Annotated in this window: 15 protein-coding genes and 1 tRNA gene; 9 read left to right on the forward strand and 7 right to left on the reverse strand. The window is 71.4% G+C overall.

Going from position 1 to position 22,703, the window contains the following annotated elements:
* The first annotated feature begins 147 nt into the window (after positions 1-147).
* The 4 genes from ABZ862_RS02365 to ABZ862_RS02380 all read left to right on the forward strand — a co-directional run bounded on the left by ABZ862_RS02365 (position 148) and on the right by ABZ862_RS02380 (position 3,583).
* Positions 148-1,488, forward strand: coding sequence for an OFA family MFS transporter (locus ABZ862_RS02365; RefSeq protein WP_360950832.1), 1,341 nt, complete (start codon positions 148-150; stop codon positions 1,486-1,488).
* Positions 1,457-1,591, forward strand: a complete 135-nt coding sequence (locus ABZ862_RS02370) for a hypothetical protein (protein WP_360950835.1) — start codon at positions 1,457-1,459, stop codon at positions 1,589-1,591. Before ABZ862_RS02365 ends, ABZ862_RS02370 begins: the two co-directional genes overlap by 32 nt.
* 159 nt (positions 1,592-1,750) lie before the next feature.
* Positions 1,751-2,698, forward strand: a complete 948-nt coding sequence (locus ABZ862_RS02375; RefSeq protein WP_360950838.1) for a beta-ketoacyl-ACP synthase III — start codon at positions 1,751-1,753, stop codon at positions 2,696-2,698.
* Between the two features lie 207 nt (positions 2,699-2,905).
* Positions 2,906-3,583, forward strand: a complete 678-nt coding sequence (locus ABZ862_RS02380; RefSeq protein WP_360950841.1) for a GntR family transcriptional regulator — start codon at positions 2,906-2,908, stop codon at positions 3,581-3,583.
* 103 nt (positions 3,584-3,686) lie between these two features.
* Here the strand turns inward: ABZ862_RS02380 and ABZ862_RS02385 are convergent, their stop codons facing one another.
* The 4 genes from ABZ862_RS02385 to ABZ862_RS02400 form a co-directional block, all read right to left on the reverse strand.
* Complete coding sequence (locus tag ABZ862_RS02385) at positions 3,687-5,096, reverse strand: OFA family MFS transporter (protein ID WP_360950844.1); 1,410 nt, start codon at positions 5,094-5,096, stop codon at positions 3,687-3,689.
* Between the two features lie 463 nt (positions 5,097-5,559).
* Positions 5,560-7,716, reverse strand: a complete 2,157-nt coding sequence (locus ABZ862_RS02390; RefSeq protein WP_360950847.1) for an acetate--CoA ligase family protein — start codon at positions 7,714-7,716, stop codon at positions 5,560-5,562.
* A 4-nt stretch (positions 7,717-7,720) separates the two neighbouring features.
* Entirely contained in the window at positions 7,721-8,998 is a 1,278-nt protein-coding gene (gene frc / locus ABZ862_RS02395) for a formyl-CoA transferase (RefSeq protein ID WP_360950850.1), read from the reverse strand.
* Positions 8,999-9,009: 11 nt separating this feature from the next.
* Entirely contained in the window at positions 9,010-10,755 is a 1,746-nt protein-coding gene (locus tag ABZ862_RS02400) for a thiamine pyrophosphate-binding protein (protein ID WP_360950853.1), read from the reverse strand.
* Between the two features lie 167 nt (positions 10,756-10,922).
* Between ABZ862_RS02400 and sucC the strand changes: the two genes are divergently transcribed.
* From sucC to ABZ862_RS02420, 4 genes are all read left to right on the forward strand, one after another.
* Complete coding sequence (sucC, locus tag ABZ862_RS02405; RefSeq protein ID WP_360950856.1) at positions 10,923-12,053, forward strand: ADP-forming succinate--CoA ligase subunit beta; 1,131 nt, start codon at positions 10,923-10,925, stop codon at positions 12,051-12,053.
* 11 nt (positions 12,054-12,064) lie between these two features.
* Positions 12,065-12,967: a succinate--CoA ligase subunit alpha gene (gene sucD, locus ABZ862_RS02410; protein WP_360950859.1), complete on the forward strand. Its 903-nt coding sequence runs from the start codon at positions 12,065-12,067 to the stop codon at positions 12,965-12,967.
* 3 nt (positions 12,968-12,970) lie between these two features.
* A complete protein-coding gene (locus tag ABZ862_RS02415) occupies positions 12,971-14,548 on the forward strand; it encodes an aldehyde dehydrogenase family protein (protein WP_360950862.1) in 1,578 nt (525 codons plus the stop codon).
* A 218-nt stretch (positions 14,549-14,766) separates the two neighbouring features.
* A tRNA-Leu gene (locus tag ABZ862_RS02420) sits at positions 14,767-14,854 on the forward strand.
* Positions 14,855-14,978: 124 nt separating this feature from the next.
* Here ABZ862_RS02420 and ABZ862_RS02425 read toward each other — a convergent pair.
* From ABZ862_RS02425 to ABZ862_RS02435, 3 genes are all read right to left on the reverse strand, one after another.
* Positions 14,979-15,971, reverse strand: coding sequence for a phospholipase D-like domain-containing protein (locus ABZ862_RS02425; RefSeq protein ID WP_360950864.1), 993 nt, complete (start codon positions 15,969-15,971; stop codon positions 14,979-14,981).
* 260 nt (positions 15,972-16,231) lie between these two features.
* The gene (locus tag ABZ862_RS02430) at positions 16,232-17,308 is read right to left on the reverse strand and encodes a HAMP domain-containing sensor histidine kinase (protein ID WP_360950867.1); all 1,077 of its coding nucleotides are present in this window, start codon (positions 17,306-17,308) and stop codon (positions 16,232-16,234) included.
* Positions 17,298-17,963, reverse strand: a complete 666-nt coding sequence (locus ABZ862_RS02435) for a response regulator transcription factor (RefSeq protein ID WP_360950870.1) — start codon at positions 17,961-17,963, stop codon at positions 17,298-17,300. Before ABZ862_RS02435 ends, ABZ862_RS02430 begins: the two co-directional genes overlap by 11 nt.
* Before the next feature lie 445 nt (positions 17,964-18,408).
* Between ABZ862_RS02435 and ABZ862_RS02440 the strand changes: the two genes are divergently transcribed.
* The gene (locus ABZ862_RS02440; RefSeq protein WP_360950873.1) at positions 18,409-22,629 is read left to right on the forward strand and encodes a multicopper oxidase domain-containing protein; all 4,221 of its coding nucleotides are present in this window, start codon (positions 18,409-18,411) and stop codon (positions 22,627-22,629) included.
* Positions 22,630-22,703: the final 74 nt, after the last annotated feature.

Raw genomic sequence — 22,703 nt, forward strand, 5'->3', positions numbered from 1 at the left:
GGGTCCGCGCAAAGGACGTTCGGCCCTTGACCGCCCATCAGATCGCCGTCCGCGCAAGACCGTTCACCGCAGACTGCATACCGCTCACCGCACACGGACGAGCCGGTGCTTTCCAACTCCCCGCCCGCTGCCTACCGTGCGGGAGCCATGAGCCCCCCTGTCGCCCCGCCCGGCTGGAGCCGCTGGCTGGTTCCCCCCGCCGCCCTGTCCGTCCACCTCTCCATCGGCCAGGCGTACGCCTGGAGCGTGTTCAAGCCGTCCCTCGAGTCCGCGCTCGGCCTCAGCGGCACCCAGAGCGCGCTGCCGTTCCAGCTGGCCATCGTGATGCTCGGCCTGTCCGCGGCGTTCGGCGGCACGCTCGTCGAACGGCACGGCCCGCGCCGGTCGATGGGCGTTGCCCTGGTCTGCTTCTCCTCCGGACTGCTGGTCTCCGCCCTCGGCGCCGAGACCCGGCAGTACTGGCTGATCGTCCTCGGCTACGGCTTCATCGGCGGGATCGGCCTCGGCATCGGTTACATCTCACCGGTGTCCACCCTGATCAAGTGGTTCCCCGACCGGCCCGGCATGGCGACCGGCATCGCCATCATGGGCTTCGGCGGCGGCGCGCTGATCGCCTCTCCCTGGTCGGCCCAGATGCTCGCCTCCTTCGGCTCCGGCCACTCCGGCATCGCGCTCGCCTTCCTCGTACTCGGTCTCTCCTACGCGGTGTTCATGTCGCTCGGCGTGCTGCTGGTGCGGGTGCCGCCCACCGGGGCGCCCGCCGCCGGCGGCGCGGGCCCCCGCGCGGTCACCGGCGTCCAGGTCTCCGCCCGCGACGCGGTGCGCACCCCGCAGTTCTGGTGTCTGTGGCTGGTGCTGTGCATGAACGTGACCGCGGGCATCGGCATCCTGGAGAAGGCCGCCCCCATGATCACCGACTACTTCGCGAGTTCCTCCGCACCCGTCTCCGCCTCGGCCGCCGCCGGGTTCGTCGCCCTGCTGTCGGCCGCCAACATGGCCGGACGCATCGGCTGGTCGTCCGCCTCCGACCTGATCGGCCGCAAGAACATCTACCGCCTCTACCTCGGCGCCGGCGCCCTGATGTACCTGCTGATCGCGGTGTTCGGCGACTCCTCCAAGCCGCTGTTCGTGCTCTGCGCGCTGGTGATCCTCTCCTTCTACGGCGGCGGTTTCGCCACCGTGCCCGCCTATCTGAAGGACCTGTTCGGCACCTACCAGGTCGGCGCCATCCACGGACGGCTGCTCACCGCCTGGTCCACGGCCGGTGTGCTCGGACCGCTCATCGTCAACCGGATCGCCGACCACCAGGCGGCGGCGGGCAGGCACGGCCCCGCCCTGTACGGCCTGTCGCTCCTCATCATGATCGGGCTGCTGCTCGTCGGCTTCGTGGCCAACGAGTTCGTCCGCCCCGTGCACCCCCGTCACCACGTCCCCGCACCGCCCAGGGAGGCCGCCGATGTCGCACGACAGCAGCCCGAGTCCGCCTGACCGCCGGCCCCTCGTCGTCTTCGCCTGGCTGTGGGTCGGCGCGCCGCTGGCCTACGGGGTGTACGAACTCGTGCAGAAGGCGGTCAAGTTGTTCACCGGGTGAGGTCCAGGACGTGACAGCAAGTGTTCGGGCGTCCGACGGCATGAGGGAAGCCGACAACACGGGCGCCCGTTTCCTGTGCCCTCACCTGCCGTCGTACCCGTGAGTCACTGATCAGACTGGGGCGGTCTTGCTGACCACGGCATGAGGGAGACCCCCCGGATGAACGGCTCGCGCATCACGGCTGTCGGCCACTATCAGCCCCCCAAGGTGCTCACCAACGAGGACCTGCGGGGCATGGTCGACACCAGCGACGAGTGGATCAGAAGCCGGGTCGGCATCCGCACCCGCCACATCGCGGGCCCCGACGAGCCCGTCGACGAGCTCGCCGCGCACGCCGCGGCCAAGGCGCTCGCCGCGGCGGGCCTGGCCCCCCGTGACATCGACCTGGTGCTCGTCGCCACCTCCACCGCCGTCGACCGCTCCCCGAACACCGCCGCCCGCGTCGCGGCCCGGCTCGGGGTGCCGCAGCCCGCCGCGATGGACATCAACGTGGTCTGCGCCGGCTTCACCCACGCCCTCGCCACCGCCGACCACGCCGTGCGCGCCGGTGCCGCCACCCGGGCGCTGGTCATCGGCGCCGACAAGATGTCCGAGGTCACCGACTGGACCGACCGCACCACCTGCGTCCTGGTCGGCGACGGAGCGGGCGCCGCCGTCGTCGAGGCCGCCGCCCCCGGTGAGAGCCCCGGCATCGGACCCGTGCTGTGGGGCTCCGTCCCGGAGATGGGGCACGCCGTGCGCATCGAGGGCATGCCGCCGAGGTTCGCGCAGGAGGGACAGAGCGTCTACCGCTGGGCCACCACCCGGCTGCCGCCGCTCGCCCGCCGCGCCTGCGAACTCGCCGGTACGACCCCCGAGGAGCTGGCCGCCGTGGTGCTGCACCAGGCCAACCTGCGGATCATCGAACCCCTGGCGGGGAAGATCGGCGCGGTCAACGCGATCGTGGCCCGCGACGTGGTCGAGTCCGGCAACACCTCCGCCGCCAGCATCCCGCTCGCCCTGTCCAAGCTCGTCGAACAGGGCGAGATCTCCTCCGGCGACAGGGCCCTGCTGTTCGGCTTCGGCGGGAACCTGTCGTACGCCGGACAGGTGGTGCGCTGTCCCTGAGGCTCCTGAGCCCTCCGGGCGGGGGCGTCCGGCGGGTGTGACGCGCCGGGCCTTCTGCGGCCTGCCGCCGGGGGCCGCTGCCCGTGCCTGCCCGTGCCCGCTGCACCTGTGTCCGCTGCACCTGCACCCGAGGCGCCGTAGACTGTAGACGAAAAACAATCGATACTGGTCTCACGGCCGCCCGCCCGGATCGCCCAGGAGGGGACGATGTTGTCGACAGGACTGCCGCAGGGTGCGGTGCCCAGGCTCGAACGCCCCGGCCCGCTGCGCGACCGCGTCTACGAGGCACTGCTCGAGCTCATCACCACCCGCGCCCTCCAGCCCGGCCAGCACCTCGTGGAGAGCGAACTCGCCGGACACCTCGGGGTCTCGCGCCAGCCGGTCCGTGAGGCGTTGCAGCGGCTCAACACCGAGGGCTGGGTCGATCTGCGGCCCGCGCAGGGCGCGTTCGTGCACGAGCCGACCGAGGCGGAGGCCGACCAGCTCCTCACGGTCCGTACGCTCCTGGAGGCCGAGGCCGCCCGGCTCGCCGCCGCCCACGCCGGCAGCCCCGGCATCGAGGTGCTCAAGGACCTGTGCACCCAGGGCGAGAAGGCCGTGGAGGCCGACGACGTGGAGAACGCGGTCGCCCTCAACGCCCTGTTCCACGCGAAGATCATGGAGCTGGCCGGCAACACCGTCCTCGGTGAACTCGCCGCCCAGGTCGACCGCCGGGTGCGCTGGTACTACACCCCGGTGGCCCGGCAGCGCGGCCGGCAGTCCTGGATCGAGCACCGGGGGCTGATCGCCGCCATCGCCGACCGCGACGAGCCGCTCGCCGGCCGCCTGATGCGCGAGCACACCGAACACACCCGGCGCTCCTATCACGCCCGCGGCGAGTCCTGAGTCCCCGGCGCACGCGCTCCCCCTCGCGGCCGTCGCGGACGGCCGCAAGGGGGAGCGGGGCGGCAGGGCCGGACGAAGGCCCGGCCGCTGGTGTGACGTGCCGTCAGCCCGCCGCCGCGGCCTGCCCCGTGGCGCCCGTGACACCCTTGCCGCGGCCCGGCTGGCGCAGCAGCAGGGCGATCGCCGCCGCGATCATCGACACGCCGCCGGCCAGCGCGTACGCCCCGTTGTAGCCCCACGCCGCCACCACCATGGAGCCGAGGCCGCCGCCGAACAGACCGCTGATCAGCTTGCCGCTGTAGACCAGCCCGTAGTTGGTGGCGTTGTAGTTCTCCCCGAAGTAGTCCGGGGTGAGTGCCGCGAACAGCGGGTAGAACGCGCCGCCGCCGAAGCCGGACAGGAACGCGAAGAACAGGAACAGCCACTCGCTCTTCATGTCGCCCGCCCAGATCACCCCGAACTGCGCGAGCCCCAGGATCAGGATCACGCACACCAGCGTCTTCTTGCGGCCCAGCCGGTCCGACAGCCAGCCCACGGTGGGCCGTCCGAAGCCGTTGACGACCGCCATGACACCCATCGACGAGGCCGCGACCAGCGGTCCGAAGCCGAGGTCCTTGGCGTAGTCGACCTGGAAGGAGATCCCGAAGATCGACACGCCCGCCGTCATCACGATGGAGATCCACATCAGCGGCAGCATCCCGGTCCGCAGGGCCTCCTTCGGCGTGAACTGCCGCACGGCGGGAGGGTTCTTGGCCAGCGACACGGCGTGCTCGGCGTGGTCCGCCACGGTGAGCGGGTCGATGTGCGCGGGCCACCAGTTCTTCGGCGGGTCCTTGAAGAAGAACGCGCAGGCGAACACCACGATCAGGATGTAGGCGCCGATCAGGTCCAGCACCTGGTGGTAGTTGCCGGTGTCGAAGGCGTAGTTGAAGATGAAGATGAAGGGCAGCGAGCCGTACGCGAAGCCGCCGTTGACGAACCCGGTGCGGGCACCGCGCCGTTCGGGGAACCACTTGCCGACCATGTTGATGCACGTCGCGTAGACCAGCCCGGCCCCGAGACCGCCGACGACACCGAAACCGAGGATCGCCAGCAGCACGTTGTGCAGGTGCGACAGGGCGAGGAAGCCCACCAGGCACATGCCCGAGCCGGTGAACATCGCCCGGCGCGCGGTCAGGACGCCCCGTTCCCGCAGCCAGCCGGCCGGGAAGGCCACGCCCGCCTGGAAGAACACCCAGACGCTGAGGATCCAGAAGGTGTTGCTCTGCGTCCAGCCGTGCGCGCTGGACAGGGTGTCCTCCGCCGAGCCGTACGCGTACTCGAAGACGCTGATCGCCATCATGGCGACCCACGGCAGGTACACCATGATGTTGCGCGAGTGGCCGAGGATGTCCCGGTCGGTCTCGCCGAGCCGGTAGACGCGGCCGCGCGCGTCGGTCACCTCGCGGTAGGGACGCCTCGACGCGCCGGCTCCGGTCGCCGAACTGTTCGTCGCCATGGGTTCTGCGCTCATGTCACGCCATCTCCTCGCCGAGCGGATGCGGGTGGGGGTGCGGATGGGAGTGCGGTCGGTGCGGTCGCCGGGGCGGTCCCGGGTGGGGAGCCCGGGCCCGTTCCCGGGCCGGTCCCGGGTGCCGGTGGGTCACGCCGTGCCGTACGACGTGCCGTACGCCGTGACCACCGCCCCGCGGACGCGGCTCGTGGAGCCTGTCCTCTGCCGCCGCCGACGGCTCTGCCGCTGCTGCCGCCGCTTCCTCCGCCTCGGTCACCCGCTCGGCGGGACTGCTGCCGGTCGTTGTCATTCCTGCTTGCACCCCTTGCCTCGAAAGTCCTGGCCAGCGCCCCCTGTCCGTCTTTCGATCGCCCGGTCGCCGCAGGGTGTCCCGTACCGCCCCTGCGCCTCCCTCGCGGGCGTGCGCGCGTGTTCCCGGGGACGGCCGACGCGCACCGCCGGCCGTCCCCGCGGCCCGCTCACCTCATGAACCACCCCCCGGGGCCCGTCCCAGCAGCCCCGCCGCCCGCGCCCAGCGGTACTTCGCACCGAGCACGGCCACCGGCCGCTCCGTGGTGTACGGGTACGCCACCACCCCCCGCTCGTACAGGTACTGGCTCGCCGCCTCGACCTCCACGTCACCCGCGAGCGAGGCCACCACCGGCTTCTCCACGCCGCGGGCGCGGAACTCGGCCACCACGCGCGCGGTCAGCTCCGCGAAGACCATCGGCGGGGTGACGATGGTGTGCCAGTAGCCGAGCACCAGCGCGTGGATGCGCGGGTCCTCGAGCCCGAGCCGGATCGTCGCCTCGTACGTCGACGGCGGCTCGCCCCCGGTGATGTCCACCGGATTGCCCGCGGCCCCGAACGGCGGGATGAACCTGCGGAACGCCTCGTCCAGGTCCGGCGGGATCTCCATCAGCGACAGGCCGTTGTCGGTCACCGCGTCGGACAGCAGCACCCCGCTGCCGCCCGCGCCCGTGATGATCACGACGTTGTCGCCCTTCGGCGCCGGCAGCACCGGCAGGGCCCGCGCGTACTCCAGCATGTCGGCGAGCCCCGGCGCCCTGATCACCCCGGCCTGCCGCAGGATGTCGTCGTACACCGCGTCGTCGCCGGCGAGCGCCCCGGTGTGCGACCCCGCCGCCCGCGCCCCGGCCGCCGTACGGCCGGCCTTCAGGACCACGACGGGCTTGCGCGGTACGGTCTTCCGCGCCGCCTCGACGAACGCCCGCCCGTCCTTGAGGTCCTCCAGATGCATCGCCACGCACTCGGTGTGCGGGTCCTCGCCGAACCAGGTCAGCAGGTCGTCCTCGTCCAGGTCCGACTTGTTGCCGAGGCCCACGATCGCCGACACGCCCGTCCTGGTGGTCCGTGCGAAGCCGAGGATCGCCATGCCGATGCCGCCGGACTGCGAGGTCAGCGCCACCCCGCCCCGGACGTCGTACGGTGTGCAGAACGTGGCGCACAGGTCGTGCCAGGTGGAGTAGTAGCCGTAGATGTTCGGCCCGAGCAGCCGCACCCCGTGCCGCTGCGCGATCTCCACGATCTCCGCCTGGAGCGCGTGCTCGCCGGTCTCCGCGAACCCGGACGGGATGAGCACGGCGTTGGGGATCCTCTTGCGGCCCACCTCCTCCAGCGCGGCCGCGACGAACCGGGCGGGGATCGCGAAGACCGCCACATCCACCTCGCCGGGAACGTCGGTGACACTCTTGTACGCCTTGCGGCCGAGGATGTCATCGGCCCGCGGGTTCACCGGATGGATGTCCCCGGCGTAACCGCCGTCGACGAGGTTGCGCATCACCGAGTTGCCGATCTTCCCCGCCTCGTTCGAGGCGCCGATCACGGCGATCGACGACGGCTGCATCAGCCGGCGCATCGAGGCGAGGATCTCCTCGCGGGTGTACGTCCGCCGCGGCGGCGGCAGTTCGCCGGCGAGGATGACCCGGATGTCGGCGGCGACGGCGCCGCGGGCGGTGGCGATCACCGGATTGAGGTCCACCTCGGCGATCTCCGGGAAGTCCGCGACCAGTTGGGAGACCCGCCGGATCTGCTCGGCGAGGGCCCACCGGTCCACGCCCGCCTGCCCGCGCACCCCGCGCAGCACCTCGGCCGCCCGGATCGAGTCCAGCATCGACAGCGCCTCGTCGGCGTCCACCGGCGCCAGCCGGAACGTGACGTCCTTCAGCACCTCGACCAGCACCCCGCCGAGCCCGAACGCCACGATCTTCCCGAACGTCGGGTCGGTGACCGCTCCGACGATCACCTCCTGCCCCTGCGGGAGCAGTTCCTGCACCTGGACGCCCTCGATCCGGGCGTTCGGGTCGTAGGCGCGCGCGTTCTCCACGATCCGGCAGAACGCGGCCCGTACCTCGCTCGCGCCCTCCACACCGACGACCACCCCGCCCGCGTCGGTCTTGTGCAGGATGTCCGGCGAGACGATCTTCATCACCACCGGACCGCCGAACCGCGCCGCGTACGCCACCGCCTGGTCGACGTCGGCCGCCAGCTCCTCGCCGGGTACGGCGATCCCGTAGGCGTCGGCGATCACCTTGCCCTCGGGCGCGGTGAGCGCGGTGCGCCCGGCGGCCCGCACGGAGTCGAGCAGCGCCCGCACCCTCAGCTTCCGGTCCTCGGCCATCACCTCAGATCACCCCGTTCGACTTGAGCAGGCGCAGTTCCTCGTCACCGAGGCCGAGTTCGCCCACGTAGATCTCCTCGTTGTGCTCGCCGAGCAGCGGGGAGCTCTCGACGGTGACGGGGGAGTCGGAGAGCTTGATGGGGTTGCCGACGGTGACGAACTCACCGCGCTCCGGGTGCGGGACGGTCACCACCATGCCGTTGGCGACCAGCGACTCGTCCCGGATGATCTCCTCGGTCGAGAGGATCGGCCCGCAGGGGATGTTGTGCGCGTTCAGCCGCTCCAGCACCTCCCACTTGGGCAGCGTGGCGGACCACTCCTCGATCAGCTGGAACATCTTGTTCAGCTTCGGCAGCCGCGCCTCGGGGGTGGCCCATTCGGGGTCGGCGGCCAGCTCGGGACGGCCGATGAGCTGCGTGATCGGCTGCCAGCCGACCGGCTGGACGATGACGTAGACGTAGTCGTTGGGCCCGCCGGGCGCGCACCTGACCGCCCATCCGGGCTGACCGCCGCCGGACGCGTTGCCCGAACGGGGCACCTCGGTGCCGAAGTCGTCGTTGGGGTACTCGGCGAGCGGGCCGTGCGCCAGACGCTGCTGGTCGCGCAGCTTGACCCGGCACAGGTTGAGCACGGCGTGCTGCATCGCCACGTTGACGCGCTGGCCGCGCCCGGTCCGCTCGCGCTGGAGGAGCGCGGCGAGGATGCCCGCGACGGTGTGCACGCCGGTACCGGAGTCGCCGATCTGCGCGCCGGTCGCCAGCGGCGGGCCGTCCTCGAAGCCGGTCGTCGCCATCGACCCGCCCATCGCCTGGGCGACGACCTCGTACGCCTTGAAGCCGGTGTACGGGCCGTCCCCGAAGCCCTTGATGGAGGCGTACACGATGCGGGGGTTGATCTCCTGGATGCGGTCCCAGGTGAACCCCATCCGGTCGACGGCGCCGGGGCCGAAGTTCTCGACCATCACGTCGGAGCGCCGGATCAGCTCGGTCAGCAGCTGCCTGCCGCGCTCCGTCTTCGTGTTGAGGGTGATGCTGCGCTTGTTGCAGTTGAGCATCGTGAAGTAGAGCGAGTCGGCGTCCGGGAGGTCACGCAGCTGACGGCGCGTGATGTCCCCGGTGGGCGCCTCGAGTTTGACGACGTCCGCGCCGAGCCAGGCCAGCAGCTGGGTCGCGGAGGGCCCGGACTGGACATGCGTCATGTCGAGGACGCGGATGCCGTCGAGCGCCGGGCCGCGCGGGGCCGCGCCGTCGGCCGGGTCACGCTCAAGTGCGTTGGCGGTCATGGGCGTTCACCTCACTTGTACATCGTCTGGTTCATGGTTCCGGGGGCGTACACGTCCGGGTCGACCCAGACGTTGATCAGCGACGGTTTGCCCGACTCCCGGGCGCGGCGCAGGGCGGGGCCGATGTCGGCGGGGTCGCGGACCTCCTCGCCGTGACCGCCCAGCAGTTGCGCGAACTTGTCGTAGCGCACGTCGCCGAGGGTGTTGCCGACCCGCTCGCGTTCCTTGCCGTACTTGGCGGCCTGGCCGTAACGGATCTGGTTCATCGAGGAGTTGTTGCCGACGATGCCGACGAACGGCAGGTCGTAGCGCACCAGCGTCTCGAAGTCCCAGCCGGTGAGCGAGAAGGCGCCGTCGCCGAACAGGGCGACGACCTCCTTGTCGGGGCGGGCCTGTTTGGCGGCCAGCACGAACGGGATGCCGACGCCGAGGGTGCCCAGCGGCCCCGGATCCATCCAGTGGCCGGGCGACTTGGGCTGCACGACCTGCCCGGAGAAGGTGACGATGTCGCCGCCGTCGCCGATGTAGATCGAGTCCTCGGTGAGGAAGTCGTTGATCTCGCTGACCAGCCGGTACGGATGGATCGGCGAGGCGTCCGAGCGCAGCTGCGGCAGCCGCTTGTCGAGGGCGGTCCGCTCGGCGGCGCGCAGCTCCTCCAGCCACTCCTTGCGCCGCGCCGCGCCCCCGTTCAGCCGCCCGGAGGCCGCCTCGGTGACCGACGCCAGCACCAGACCGGCGTCGCCGACGATGCCGAGGTCGATGTCGCGGTTCTTGCCGACGGTGCGGTAGTCGAGGTCGATCTGGACGACCGTCGCGTCGGGGGAGAGGCGTTTGCCGTAGCCCATGCGGAAGTCGAAGGGCGTGCCGACGATCACGATGACGTCGGCGTGGGAGAAGGCGTAGCGGCGCGAGAGCTGGAAGTGGTGGGGGTCGCCGGGCGGCAGGGTGCCGCGCGCGGCACCGTTCATGTAGGCGGGGATGTTCAGGGTGCGCACCAGCTCGACGGCGGCCTCGGTGCCCCGGGTCGTCCACACCTGGCTGCCCAGCAGGATCGCGGGCTTCTCGGCGTGCGTCAGCAGGTCCGCGAGGCGCTCGACCGCCTCGGGATCGCCGGCGGACCGGGGGGAGGCGCGGTAGCCGCCGGGCCGGGGCACCCGTGCCGTGCCGGCGGGCACCTTCGCGTCCAGGACGTCGCGCGGGATCTCCAGGAAGGACGGCCCCGGCGCACCGTGGTAGCACTCGCGGAACGCCATCGACACCATGTCCGCGGCGCGGGCGGTGTCCGGGACGGTGGCCGCGAACTTGGTGATCGGGGTCATCATGTCGACGTGCGGCAGGTCCTGCAGGGACCCCATCTTGTGCTGGGTCAGGGCCCCCTGGCCGCCGATCAGCAGCATCGGGGACTCCGCGCGGAAGGCGTTCGCGATCCCGGTGACGGCGTCGGTCGTCCCCGGGCCCGCCGTCACCACCGCACAGCCCGGCTTGCCGGTGATCCGGGCGTAGCCGTCGGCGGCGTGCGCGGCGACCTGTTCGTGGCGTACGTCGACGACCTCGATGCCCTCGTCGACGCAGCCGTCGTAGATGTCGATGATGTGGCCGCCGCACAGCGTGTAGATGCGCTCGACCCCCTCGGCCTTGAGCGCCTTGGCCACGAGATGGCCGCCGGAGATCACTTGGCCGTCAGTGCCGGGCCGGACGTCGGACGTGGCGCTGTTCCGTCCGGTGACCCTGCTGCCGTCCCTGGTGTCGTCGGGCATGGCGAAGTCCTGTCCCTTTCGTGGGGGGATGGGCGTGGTGGTGCGGGCCCTTCGGCGGGACCCTCGGTACATTGCATACAGTCGACGAATACTGTATGAAGCTTGTTATCCCGCATCCGGTGGGTGGTGTCCAGGGGGCGTGCGGCACTTTCGACTCAGGAGCCGGAATGGACCTGTACGAGCACCAGGCAAGGGAACTCTTCGCAGCACACGGCATCGTGGTGCCGAGGGCCGAGGTCACCGACTCGGCCAAGGAGGCCCGCGAGATCGCCCGCAGGCTCGGCGGACGCGTGGTCGTCAAGGCCCAGGTGAAGACCGGCGGACGCGGCAGGGCGGGCGGTGTCAAACTCGCCGCCGACCCGGCCGCCGCCGAACTCACGGCACGTCAGATCCTCGGCATGGACATCAAGGGACACCGGGTCGGCAAGGTGATGGTCGCCGAACCCGTGGACATCGACAGGGAGTTCTACGTCTCCTACGTCCTCGACCGCGCCGCCGGCGGCTTTCTCGCGATCGCCTCCGCGGAGGGCGGCACGGAGATCGAGGAGATCGCCGCGAGCCGCCCGGAGGCGGTCGCGCGCATCCCCGTCGACCCGGCGCGCGGCGTCACCTCGGCGAAGGCCGCCGAGATCGCCGAGGCGGCGGGCCTGCCGCCGCGCACCGCCGACGTACTGATCAGGCTCTGGGAGGTGGTGACGGCCGAGGACGCCCTCCTCGTCGAGGTCAACCCGCTGGTGCGCACCACCGACGGCCGCATCCTCGCCCTCGACGGCAAGGTCACCCTCGACGACAACGCCCGCTTCCGCCGGACCCGTCGGGACGACGAGGCCGACGACGCGGCCGACCCGCTGGAGGCCGCGGCCGCCGCCAGGGGCCTCAACTACGTCAAGCTGGACGGCGAGGTCGGCGTCATCGGCAACGGCGCGGGACTGGTCATGTCGACCCTCGACGTGGTCGCGGGCTGCGGAGCGCGCCCCGCGAACTTCCTCGACATCGGCGGCGGAGCCTCCGCGCAGGTCATGGCCGACGGCCTCTCCGTCATCCTCTCCGACCCCGCGGTGAGGTCGGTCCTCGTCAACGTCTTCGGCGGGATCACCGCCTGCGACACCGTCGCCGACGGCATCGTACGGGCCCTGGACACCGTCCGGCTGACCAAACCGCTGGTCGTCCGGCTCGACGGCAACAACGCGGCCCAGGGCCGCGCGGTGCTCGACGCCCGCGCGCACCCGCTGGTCGAACAGGTCACCACCATGGACGGCGCCGCCCGCCGTGCCGCCCAACTCGCCCACGCAGCCTGAGGAGCCGGGACATGGCGATCTATCTGACCAAGGAGAGCAAGGTCCTCGTCCAGGGCATGACCGGCGGCGAGGGCATGAAGCACACCCGCCGGATGCTCGCGGCCGGCACGAACGTCGTCGGCGGCGTCAACCCGCGCAAGGCGGGCCGCACCGTCGACTTCGGCGAGCGTGCCGTCCCCGTGTTCGGCTCGGTCCACGAGGGCGTGGTCCTCACGGGCGCCGACGTGTCGGTCGTCTTCGTACCGCCCGCCTTCGCCAGGGCGGCGGTGCTGGAGGCGGCCGACGCCGGGATCGGCCTGACCGCCGTCATCACGGAGGGCATCCCCGTCCACGACACCGTCGCGTTCACCGCGTACGCCAGGGCCCGCGGCACCCGCGTCATCGGCCCCAACTGCCCCGGACTCATCACGCCGGGCCAGTCGAACGCGGGCATCATCCCCGCCGACATCACCAAGCCCGGCCGGGTCGGCCTGGTGTCCAAGTCGGGCACACTGACCTACCAGCTCATGTACGAACTGCGGGACACCGGCTTCTCCACCTGCGTCGGCATCGGCGGCGACCCGGTGACCGGCACCACCCACATCGACTGCCTGGCCGCCTTCGAGGCCGACCCGGACACCGACGTCATCGTCCTGATCGGCGAGATCGGCGGCGACGCGGAGGAGCGCGCCGCGGCGTACATCCGCGACCACGTCACCAAGCCCGTCGTCGGCTACATCGCCGGGTTCACCGCCCCCGAGGGCCGCACCATGGGCCACGCCGGCGCGATCGTGTCGGGTTCGGCGGGGACGGCGCGCGCGAAACAGGCGGCACTGGAGGCGGCCGGCGTGCGGGTGGGCGGCACACCGACGCAGACGGCGGCGCTGGTGACACAGGTCCTGGCCGCCGCGGACCGCCCCCGAGAGCGGAGCTGACCCATGGCACCCACCCTCACCACCTCCGCCCCGGCCACCACCGGCCCCGCCCGCGTCCTGAAGCCGGGCAGGTCCTGGCCGGACGCCTGGCGGCGCTGCCTGGCCGCCGCCCCCGAGGCGTTCCGGGACGAGGGGGTCCTGAACCTCTGGAACGCCGGCTGGCGGGAGGGCGGCCGGGCACACCCCGCCACCACCCCGGTCGACGGCAGCCCGATCGCGGGCGCCCCGCGCCTGGACGGCGCCACGGCGCACCATGCCGTACGCGCGTCCCTGGACCAGCACCGCGCCTGGCGCCACCTCCCCCTCCCGGAGCGCCGCGCCAGGGTCGCCGCCACCCTGGACGCCCTCGCCGAACACCGCGAACTGCTCGCCCTGCTCCTGGTGTGGGAGATCGGCAAGCCGTGGCGGCTCGCGCAGGCGGACGTCGACCGGGCCGTGGACGGGGTGCGCTGGTACCTCGACGGCATCGAGCCCATGCTGGCGGGCCGCGCCCCGCTCGACGGCCCGGTGTCCAACATCGCGAGCTGGAACTACCCGATGAGCGTCCTCGTCCACGCGGTCCTCGTCCAGGCGCTCGCGGGCAACGCCGTGATCGCGAAGACACCCACCGACGGCGGGGTCGCCTGCCTGACGCTGGCCTGCGCGCTGGCGGCCCGCGAGGGCCTCCCCGTCACCCTGGTCAGCGGCAGCGGCGGCGAGCTCTCCCCGGCGCTGGTGCGGGCGCCGGAGATCGGCTGCGTGTCCTTCGTCGGCGGCCGGGACACCGGCGCCGCCGTGGCCACCGCCGTCGCCGACCTCGGCAAACGGCATGTCCTGGAGCAGGAGGGCCTGAACACCTGGGGCATCTGGAAACACACCGACTGGGACGCGCTCACCGCGGTGATCCCCAAGCTCTTCGACTACGGCAAACAGCGCTGCACGGCGTACCCGCGCTTCGTCGTCCAGCGTGAGCTGTTCGACGAGTTCCTCGCGGCCTACCTCCCGGCGGTCGCGACACTCCGGGTCGGCCACCCGCTGGCCGTGGCGCGGGACGGCGACCCCTGTCCGGAACTGGACTTCGGGCCGCTGATCAACGCGGCCAAGGCCCGGGACCTGCACGCCCAGGTGGCCGACGCGATCGACCGGGGCGCGGTGCCGCTGCACCGGGGCAGGGCGGCTCCGGAGCTCTTCCTCCCGGACCAGGACACCTCGGCCTACGTCCACCCGGTCACCCTCCTCGACCCGCCCCCGTCCTCCCCCCTCCACCACGCCGAACCCTTCGGCCCCGTCGACACGATCGTCCTGGTCGACACCGAGGCCGAGCTGCTGGCCGCCATGAACGCGTCCAACGGCGCCCTCGTCGCCACCCTCTCCACGGACGACCGGGCGGACTTCGACCGGCTGGCCCCGCAGATCCGCGCCTTCAAGGTCGGCCACGGCACGCCGCGCTCCCGGGGCGACCGCGACGAGCTGTTCGGCGGTTTCGGCGCGTCCTGGCGCGGCGCGTTCGTGGGCGGCGAACTGCTGGTCCGCGCGGTCACCCGCGGCCCGGCGGGGGAGCGTCCGCCGGGCAATTTCCCCGAGTACCAGCTCATGCCGTAGGCGGCGGCCCCGCTCCGGCCGGCGTCCCGCCCGGAGCGGGGTCCGGACCGGCCGGCACCCCGCCCCGGGGACCGCCGCCGGACCGCGCCGGGCCATGCCCGTGCGTGCCCGTGCGTGCCCGTCCGCGCACGGAAACGCAGGTGAAGGGCACGCCGAAAGCTTGGTATTGTTGTCCGTGTCGCCGCGGGGAGCATCCCCGGTCAGGCGGCGGACACCTTGTCCGGGTGGCGGAATGGCAGACGCGCTAGCTTGAGGTGCTAGTGCCCTTTAACGGGCGTGGGGGTTCAAGTCCCCCCTCGGACACCAGACGGGTCATAGCGGGACGAGGGTCGCGATCTTACGGTCGCGGCCCTCGTCCTGTTTCCACGGCCGGGCGTGTCGCCTGCTCCGTGTCTGACGAGGCCGTCGGCTCCGTCGCCCGGGGCGGGCGTCAGGCGGCGGTGCCGCCGGCGTAGTCGCTGTCGAACGTCGTCTCGATGGTGGCCGCCACCGACTGGGCCACCCCGGTCCCGGTGAGGATGATGCCCAGCTCGCGGTTGTTGTCGAGCGAGTTGCTGCTGATGTTCATGGAGCCGGCCTCGACCTGCTGGGTGGACAGGCCGTAGTCGGCGACCATCGCCTTGGCGTGGATGTAGAAGCCGTTCGGGTCGGAGTAGCCGACGACCTTGCCGCCCGCCGCCTTGATGGCGGAGACCTGGCTGGAGTAACCGGAGGGGCTCTCCAGGACGACCCGGACGGCCACGCCCGCCTTCGCCCGCGCCACGACGGCGCTGACCACCGTGCTGTCGCCGAGTTCGAGTTCCTCGACGTCGAGCCTGGCGGTCGCGCCGTTGATCACGGTGAGCAGGCGGCTGCGGGAGTCGGTGGGCGACCAGAGCAGGTGGTCGCCGTCGGTCGGGGTGATCGAGGTGCCGGCGTAGTCGGCGTTGAACACCTTCTCGATCGAGGCGACATCGCGGGTGTCGTCGTCGAAGACACCGTAGTCACGGCCGGTCGTGTAGTACTGGGAGGTCAGATTGCCGGTCAGGATCAGGGACTTGGCCGCGTCCACCGTGATGGTCTTCTGGTGGGTGTAGACGAAGGAGGACGGCGACCACACCACTCCGACCCCGGCGGCCTTCAGCGAGCTGTACGCCGAACTGTTCGCGCTCTGGTGCGCGTTGTCCAGCACGACCCGCACGGTGACGCCCTTGTTCTTCAGGGCTATGAGGTCGTTGACGGCGGTGGTGTCCTCCAGTTCGTACATGGTCATGTCGAGGGAGGTGGTGGCCGAGTTGATGAAGTCGTACACGGTGGGCTGGCTGCCGCTCTGCGAGAAGGCGAACGCGGTGTAGGTCGCGGCGTTCGCGGGGACCGCGGTGCCGAGGACGGCGGCACCGGCCGCCAGCGCGACAGCGGCCCGTCCGAGGGACTTCCACAGCATGCTTGGCTCCTGGTCGAGTTGGCACTCATCGGGGGCGAGCTAGACGTGTGCATGACACCACGCGCGTAGAACGGGAGGAAGGGTGCCTCGGTGAACAGGGTGTGACCGGCCGGGCGTCGACACCGGCAAAAGGGACCCGCCGCAGGTGGGAGGCGGTTCTGGGATTCCCCTCGGATTGGCAAAGGCTTCGTATGCGCCAGGGGACGGGCCCAGGGGACGGGCCCACGGGACGGAGACCGGGCAGGCGTCCGGGGCGGGCCTCAGCCCGCCTGTGATCCCGGCCCGGCCACCGGCGGCAGCAGGGGCAGTTCCATCCTGAGCAGCGCCCCGTCCCGCCGCCCCGGCACCACGGTGAGGGTGCCGCCGTGGCCCTCCACCACGGCGCGCACGATGGCCAGGCCGAGCCCGGTGCCGGGGCGGCCCGACGAGCGGGCCGGCCCGCCCTTGTCGCGGCCGTCCCCGTCGCCGTCCCGCGACCGGGCGAAACCGATGCCCGTGTCCTCCACCTCCACCACGGCGCCGTCGGGCGCCGTCGCGCAGCGCAGCGTGATGGCGTCGCCCTCCGCCGTGAACTTCACGGCGTTCTCCACCAGGGCGTCCAGGGCGGCCTCGAGCCGCGACTCGTCGCCCTCGACCACGACGGACGGCGCGTCCAGCAGCCAGTCCCGCTCCGAGGCCGGCCGCCACCGCTGGACCGTCCGCCGCAGCAGCGCGCCGAGGTCCACGGGGCCCCAGTCGAACCCGGCGGGCCGGTGGGCGTCGGCCAGGACGAGGAGGCGTCCGGACAGACGGCTGAGCTTGTCCAGCTCGTCCAGCACGACATCGAGGTCGTCCTTGCCCCGCGGGCCCGGCAGTTCGTCCCGCACCATCTCCGCGTAGCAGCGGGCCACCGTGATCGGCGTCCGCATCTCGTGCGAACAGGTCCGGACGAACAGCTCCTTGACCTCCTGCGCACGGCGTTCCCGTGCGGCAAGGCTCTGGACCTCCGCGAGGGCGGCGGCCCGCCGCCGCACGTGCCAGACCATGGCGAGGAACACCAGCCCCATCAGCGGTACTTCGGCGAGCTCGTCCCAGGCGGCGTGGCCACCGGCGACGAACTCGCCCAGCGCCGCCCCGGTGACCAGTGTGACCAGGGTCAGTACGACGGCCGTACGGCGGGCCGACCAGCCCTGGAGACCGTAGAGGATGGCCATGCTGATCCACACCAGGTGGAACACCACGGTCTCCAGTCCGGGCACCACGAACAGCAGCGGCTGGCTGCCCGCGGAGAGGAACGCCCAGCCGGCGAAGACGAGACGCTGCCGCCCGGCGGGGAGACGCCACCGCTCAGCCGGCACTGAACGCGTATCCGACGTTGCGCACCGTCTCGATGACCGGGCGGGACAGCTTGCCGCGGATCCGGCGGACCGTCACGTCGACGACGTTGCTGCCGGGATCGTCGGCGTAGCCCCAGACGCTGGCCAGGAGCTCGGGCCGGCTGCACACCTGACCCGCCCGCCGCATCAGATGGCCCAGCAGCATGAACTCCCGGTGGGAAAGCGGCACTTCCCTCCCGCCCACCCCGATGACCTGCCGCTCCAGATCGAGGACGGCCTCCCCGACCCGGAGCCACCGCTGCGGCACGACCGTGGACGTCGTACGGAGCCTGGTGCGGACCCGCTCCACCAGCTCCGCGGTGGCGAAGGGCTTGCCGAGGAAGTCGACGGCCCCGATCCGCAGACAGCGCACCCGCGTCGCGACGTCCATCACGGCGGACAGCACGAGGACGCGCTGGTCCGGCCGCCGGTCGAAGGCGCGCTGCATCACCTCGAAGCCGTCGAACCCCGGCAGCATGAGGTCGAGCACGACCAGGTCGAACTCGCCCTCCCGCAACCGGTCCACGGCGTCCGGACCGGATCCCGCGCTGTCGACGACGTGACCGTCGGCTCTCAGCACGCGGGTGAGATAGGCGCGCAGCCGCGCCTCGTCCTCGACGACCAGTAACCGAGCCATGACGGTCACGACCTTCCCCCACCGCGTACCGGACAACGTCCCCTGCGCTGTCATCCGCGGTTGTCCCGTGACCTTTGTAAGCGCCTTGCCCGGTGATGCGCAGGTGATCTCGAAAATGTGCAGGAATTGTGCGGTTATGAAGCCGGGTGAAGCAACTCACCGTGAGAACAGGCGAGTCGACCGGTACGCGAAGTGACGGTGCCCGTCCTTCCGGACCTGCCGGGCGGGCGTGGGGACCGGCGCACGGTCATGACAGCCGGATGAGAGCCGTGTCATCTTCGCCCCCGTCTCCCGCGGACGACCACACAGTGGTGGCGCGGCCCCGTGGATCGTGTCACCAGCCGACGGCAGCGGCTCACCCCTCGTTCCCGCTGCCGCCCGCTGGGCCGGGCGGGGCCGGACCCGCCTGCGACGGCAGGCGGGTCACCGAGGGGAGGAGAGAAGCGTGTTCACGCGACAAGCAACGAGGCCGACGGGGAAGCGAAGACGACGTGTCGTCGCACTGACCGGGGTCGCGGCGGTGGCGGCGGCCCTGCTGGGCCTGCCGCCGGCGCCCGCAGAGCAGGCACAAGCGGCACCACAGGCCCAGGCGGCCCAGGCGGCGCGGGCGGCTGCCGCCGCAGCGCCGACCAGCCCGACGGACGAGACGAAGGTCCCGCACTACTTCGGCCCCTGGCCGAACTGGGCCAACAGCCCGCTGACCCTGTCCAAGGCCAAGGTGGTCATCGGCTCCACCGGGACGGCCACCGGGACCGGCGCCGAGGCGACCGCCACGGTGGACCCGCGGACCGGCGGCATCGCGAGCATCGACGTCACCGCACCGGGCCACGGCTACACCTCCGGCGAGACCTCCGTCACCGTCGACGGCGGCACCACCGCGGCGACCGCCACCGCCACCGTCCAGACGACCGGAGGCGTGACCGCCCTCACCGTCGGCGCGGCGGGCGGCGGTTACGGCGGCTTCGCGGTCGACATCACCGGCGGTGGCGGCAGCGGGGCCGCGGCGACGGCCTCCGGCGGGGTGGACGCCGTGACGGTCACCGACGGCGGCTCCGGCTACACCATGCCGACGGTGGACTTCGACCTTCCCGACGCCCCGGACGGCACCGTGGCCAAGGGGCACGTCGAACCGGCGGACCTCGCCGCCGACGGCAGTGTCACCAAGGTGACCGTGGACGATCCCGGCAGCGGCTACAGCAGCGCTCCCGGCGTCACGATCCGCAACGGCACCCTGGCCGACCCGATTCCCGGCGCCACACCGGCGACCGCCGCCGGCAGCCTGAAACTGCTGGCGCTCACCGTCGACACCACCGGCTCCGGCTACACCGCGGCGCCCGACGTCACCGTCACGGACCCGACCCCGAAGGGCGGCTCCGGCGCCACGGCGGAGGCCGCGACGAGCGTCGGCGCGATCAGCGCGGTCTCGGTCACCGACCCGGGTGCCGGTTACCTCACGGCGGGGATGAAGAAGTTCCAGGACGAGCTGCCGACGACCTGCGACCCCGGGACGGACGGCATGGGCTGTCCCGACGTCCAGCAACTGCGGGAACCGACGACGAAGCCGGCGGAGAAGTTCATCCCCCTGGCCGTGCCCGAGTCCGTCACCACCAGCGGCAAGACCGCCGACGAATACGTCATCGGCCTCGTCCAGTACCTCACCCGGTTCTCCTCGGACCTGCCGCCGACCCTGGTGCGCGGCTACGTCCAGCTGTCGACGGACGCCGTCCCCGGGCGCAAGGTGCCCCTCTACAACGAGCTGATGGACGGCACCCGGCAGCAACTGCCCTACACGGGGGTGACGTCACCGCAGTGGATGGGCCCGATGATCGCCGCGACCAAGGACCGGCCGGTGCGCATCGTGTTCCGCAACCTGCTCCCCAAGGGCGCCGACGGCGATCTGTTCCTGCCGGTCGACAGCACCGGCATGGGCTCCGGCATGGGCCCCATGGCGATGCCCGCGCCGGCGAACGACGCCACCGTCACCGACGCGGTACGCAACCCGGCCTGCACGGACGACAAGACCGGCTGTTTCAAGGACAACCGGGCCACCCTGCACCTGCACGGCGGCATCACCCCGTGGATCAGCGACGGCACCCCGCACCAGTGGATCACCCCGGCCGGCGAGAACACGGACTGGCCGCAGGGCGTCAGCGTGCGCGACGTGCCGGACATGACGGACGGCAGCGGGGCCGAGCTCTGCGCCGCGAAGGACGACGGCTGCTCGACGTTCTACTACACCAACCAGCAGAGCGCGCGGCTGATGTTCTACCACGACCACTCCTACGGCATCACCCGGCTGAACGTGTACGCCGGTGAGGCCGCCGGCTACACCATCACCGACGACACCGAGAAGGCACTGGTCGCGGCCGGGACGATCCCCGACGCCGCCTCCACCCTCCCCCTGCTGGTCCAGGACCGCACCTTCGTGCCGGACGACACGCAGCTCAAGGACCAGAAGGACGCGAGCGGCGCCACGACCTCGTACGGCCAGGACCCCACCTGGAACGCGAAACGCTGGGGCACCAAGGGCAGTTTCTGGTACCACCACGTCTACATGCCCGCACAGAACCCGGGCGATCCCTCGGGCATGAGCTCCTACGGCCGCTGGATGTACGGGCCGTGGTTCTGGCCGCCGGCCGGGGACACCAAGTACGGGCCGATCGCGAACCCGTACTACGACCCGAAGTGCAAGCTCGACGACAAGTCGACCTGGCAGTACCAGAGCGCCCCCTACTGCGAGCCGGAGCAGATCCCCGGCACGCCCAACATCTCCATGGGCATGGAGCAGTTCAACGACACGCCCATCGTGAACGGCGTCGCCTATCCGAAGGTGACGCTCCAGCCGAAGACCTACCGGATGCGGATGCTCAACGCCGCCAACGACCGCTTCTTCAACTTCCAGTGGTACACCGCCGATCCGAAGCAGGGTGACGGCACGACCGAGGTGGCGCTGAAGCCGGCCGAACTGGCGGCGGCGCAGACCGACCCCAATGTGTCACCCACCCCGGTGGACGCCGGCAACAACGCCGCGGGACCCGACTGGATCCAGATCGCCAACGAGGGCGGTTTCCTGCCCGCCCCCGCCGTCATCGACGGCCAGCAGCCGACGACCTGGATCACCGACCCCACCCGCTTCGACGTCGGCAACGTGGACAAGCACTCACTGGCCCTCGCGCCCGCCGAACGGGCCGACGTGCTGGTGGACTTCTCCAAGTTCGCCGGCAAGACGCTCATCCTCTACAACGACGCGCCCGCGGCCTACCCGGCCCGTATCGCGTCGTACGACTACTACACGGGAGCGCCCGACCTCAGCCCGGCCGGCGCGCCCGAGATCCTTCCGGGCTACGGTCCCAACACCCGCACCGTGATGCAGGTGACCATCGCGGACACCACTCCGGCCCCGGCGTTCAACCTGACGAAGCTGCAGTCCGCCTTCAAGCACCACGCGGACGGCTCCGGCGTCTTCGAGTCGGGCCAGAACCCGGTGATCGTCGGACAGTCGGCCTACAACTCGGCGTACGGCACGGGCTTCGCGGCCAGCAGCAACTGCAACGTCGCGGGCTCCACGGTGACCACCTGCGACGGCCTGGTCCGCGTCAACGACACCACGAAGTTCGGCTTCAACACCCTCAAGTCGCCGACCGCCAAGTCGTCCGTCACCCTCCAGCCGAAGGCCATCCACGACGAGATGAACGCGACGACGTTCGACGAGTTCGGCCGGATGCAGGCCACTCTGGGCGTCGAGGCGCAACCACCCACACCGGGCGCCCAGAACGTCACGCTGTATCCGTACGTCAATCCGCAGACCGAGCTGATCGACGGCACCGGTCTGCCCAGGGGAGACGTGAAGGTGACACCCATCGCCTCCACCGCGGACGGGACACAGATCTGGCGGTTCACCCACAACGGCGTGGACACGCACCCCCTGCACTTCCATCTCTACGACGTCCAGCTCCTCAACCGGGTGACATGGGACAACATCGTCATCAAACCGGACGCCAACGAGCTGGGGTGGAAGGACACGGTGCGGATGAGTCCGCTGGAGGACACCATCGTCGCGCTGCGGCCGGTCGTGCCGACGGCACCCTTCGAGGTGCCGAACTCCGTCAGACCGCTGAACCCGGCGATGCCGGACGGCGACACGTCGATGTTCAACAACGTCGATCCGCAGGGCAACCCGACGGCGGCCGTCACCAACAAGCTGGTGAACTTCGGCTGGGAGTACGTCATCCACTGCCACATCCTCAGCCACGAGGAGATGGACATGATGCGACCCGAGTCGCTGGCGCTGCCGCCGCTGAAGGCGAGCGGGCTCACCTACAGCATCGTGGGCAATGGCACCAACGCCCAGATCCAGTTGCAGTGGCAGGACGACTCGGTCAATGAGACGTCCTTCGTCGTCCAGCGTTCGACGGACGGCACCACCTGGGACGACGTCGGCACGATCGACTCCCCGCTGGGCCAGCCCAACACCCACGGCCCGCGCACCTTCACCGACCCGACGGCCTCGGTCAAGACGTCGTACGTCTACCGGATCGCCGCACTCAACACGGTCGGTTACGGGGCCGAGTTCCCGAGCATGACGGTGAAGTCTCTCTCGGACCAGCTCCAGGTGCCCGCGTCACTGGGCGCGGCGGTGAAGAAGATGAGCGCCGGGCGCCTCTGAGCGCCCACCGGTGACGGGAGGACGGCCCGGCCGCCCTCCCGTCACCGCCCCGGCCGGGTCCGGCACGTGCCACG

Source organism: Streptomyces sp. NPDC047000 (assembly GCF_040644295.1).
In the GTDB taxonomy this organism is placed as follows: domain Bacteria; phylum Actinomycetota; class Actinomycetes; order Streptomycetales; family Streptomycetaceae; genus Streptomyces.

What these genes read in the sequence shown, in the direction of transcription:
- ABZ862_RS02365 (WP_360950832.1), top strand. Translation starts at nt 148, where the DNA reads ATGAGCCCCCCTGTCGCCCCGCCCGGCTGGAGCCGCTGGCTGGTTCCC.
- ABZ862_RS02370 (WP_360950835.1), top strand. Translation starts at nt 1,457, where the DNA reads ATGTCGCACGACAGCAGCCCGAGTCCGCCTGACCGCCGGCCCCTCGTC.
- ABZ862_RS02375 (WP_360950838.1), top strand. Translation starts at nt 1,751, where the DNA reads ATGAACGGCTCGCGCATCACGGCTGTCGGCCACTATCAGCCCCCCAAG.
- ABZ862_RS02380 (WP_360950841.1), top strand. Translation starts at nt 2,906, where the DNA reads ATGTTGTCGACAGGACTGCCGCAGGGTGCGGTGCCCAGGCTCGAACGC.
- ABZ862_RS02385 (WP_360950844.1), bottom strand. Translation starts at nt 5,096, where the DNA reads ATGAGCGCAGAACCCATGGCGACGAACAGTTCGGCGACCGGAGCCGGC.
- ABZ862_RS02390 (WP_360950847.1), bottom strand. Translation starts at nt 7,716, where the DNA reads ATGGCCGAGGACCGGAAGCTGAGGGTGCGGGCGCTGCTCGACTCCGTG.
- frc (WP_360950850.1), bottom strand. Translation starts at nt 8,998, where the DNA reads ATGACCGCCAACGCACTTGAGCGTGACCCGGCCGACGGCGCGGCCCCG.
- ABZ862_RS02400 (WP_360950853.1), bottom strand. Translation starts at nt 10,755, where the DNA reads ATGCCCGACGACACCAGGGACGGCAGCAGGGTCACCGGACGGAACAGC.
- sucC (WP_360950856.1), top strand. Translation starts at nt 10,923, where the DNA reads ATGGACCTGTACGAGCACCAGGCAAGGGAACTCTTCGCAGCACACGGC.
- sucD (WP_360950859.1), top strand. Translation starts at nt 12,065, where the DNA reads ATGGCGATCTATCTGACCAAGGAGAGCAAGGTCCTCGTCCAGGGCATG.
- ABZ862_RS02415 (WP_360950862.1), top strand. Translation starts at nt 12,971, where the DNA reads ATGGCACCCACCCTCACCACCTCCGCCCCGGCCACCACCGGCCCCGCC.
- ABZ862_RS02425 (WP_360950864.1), bottom strand. Translation starts at nt 15,971, where the DNA reads ATGCTGTGGAAGTCCCTCGGACGGGCCGCTGTCGCGCTGGCGGCCGGT.
- ABZ862_RS02435 (WP_360950870.1), bottom strand. Translation starts at nt 17,963, where the DNA reads ATGGCTCGGTTACTGGTCGTCGAGGACGAGGCGCGGCTGCGCGCCTAT.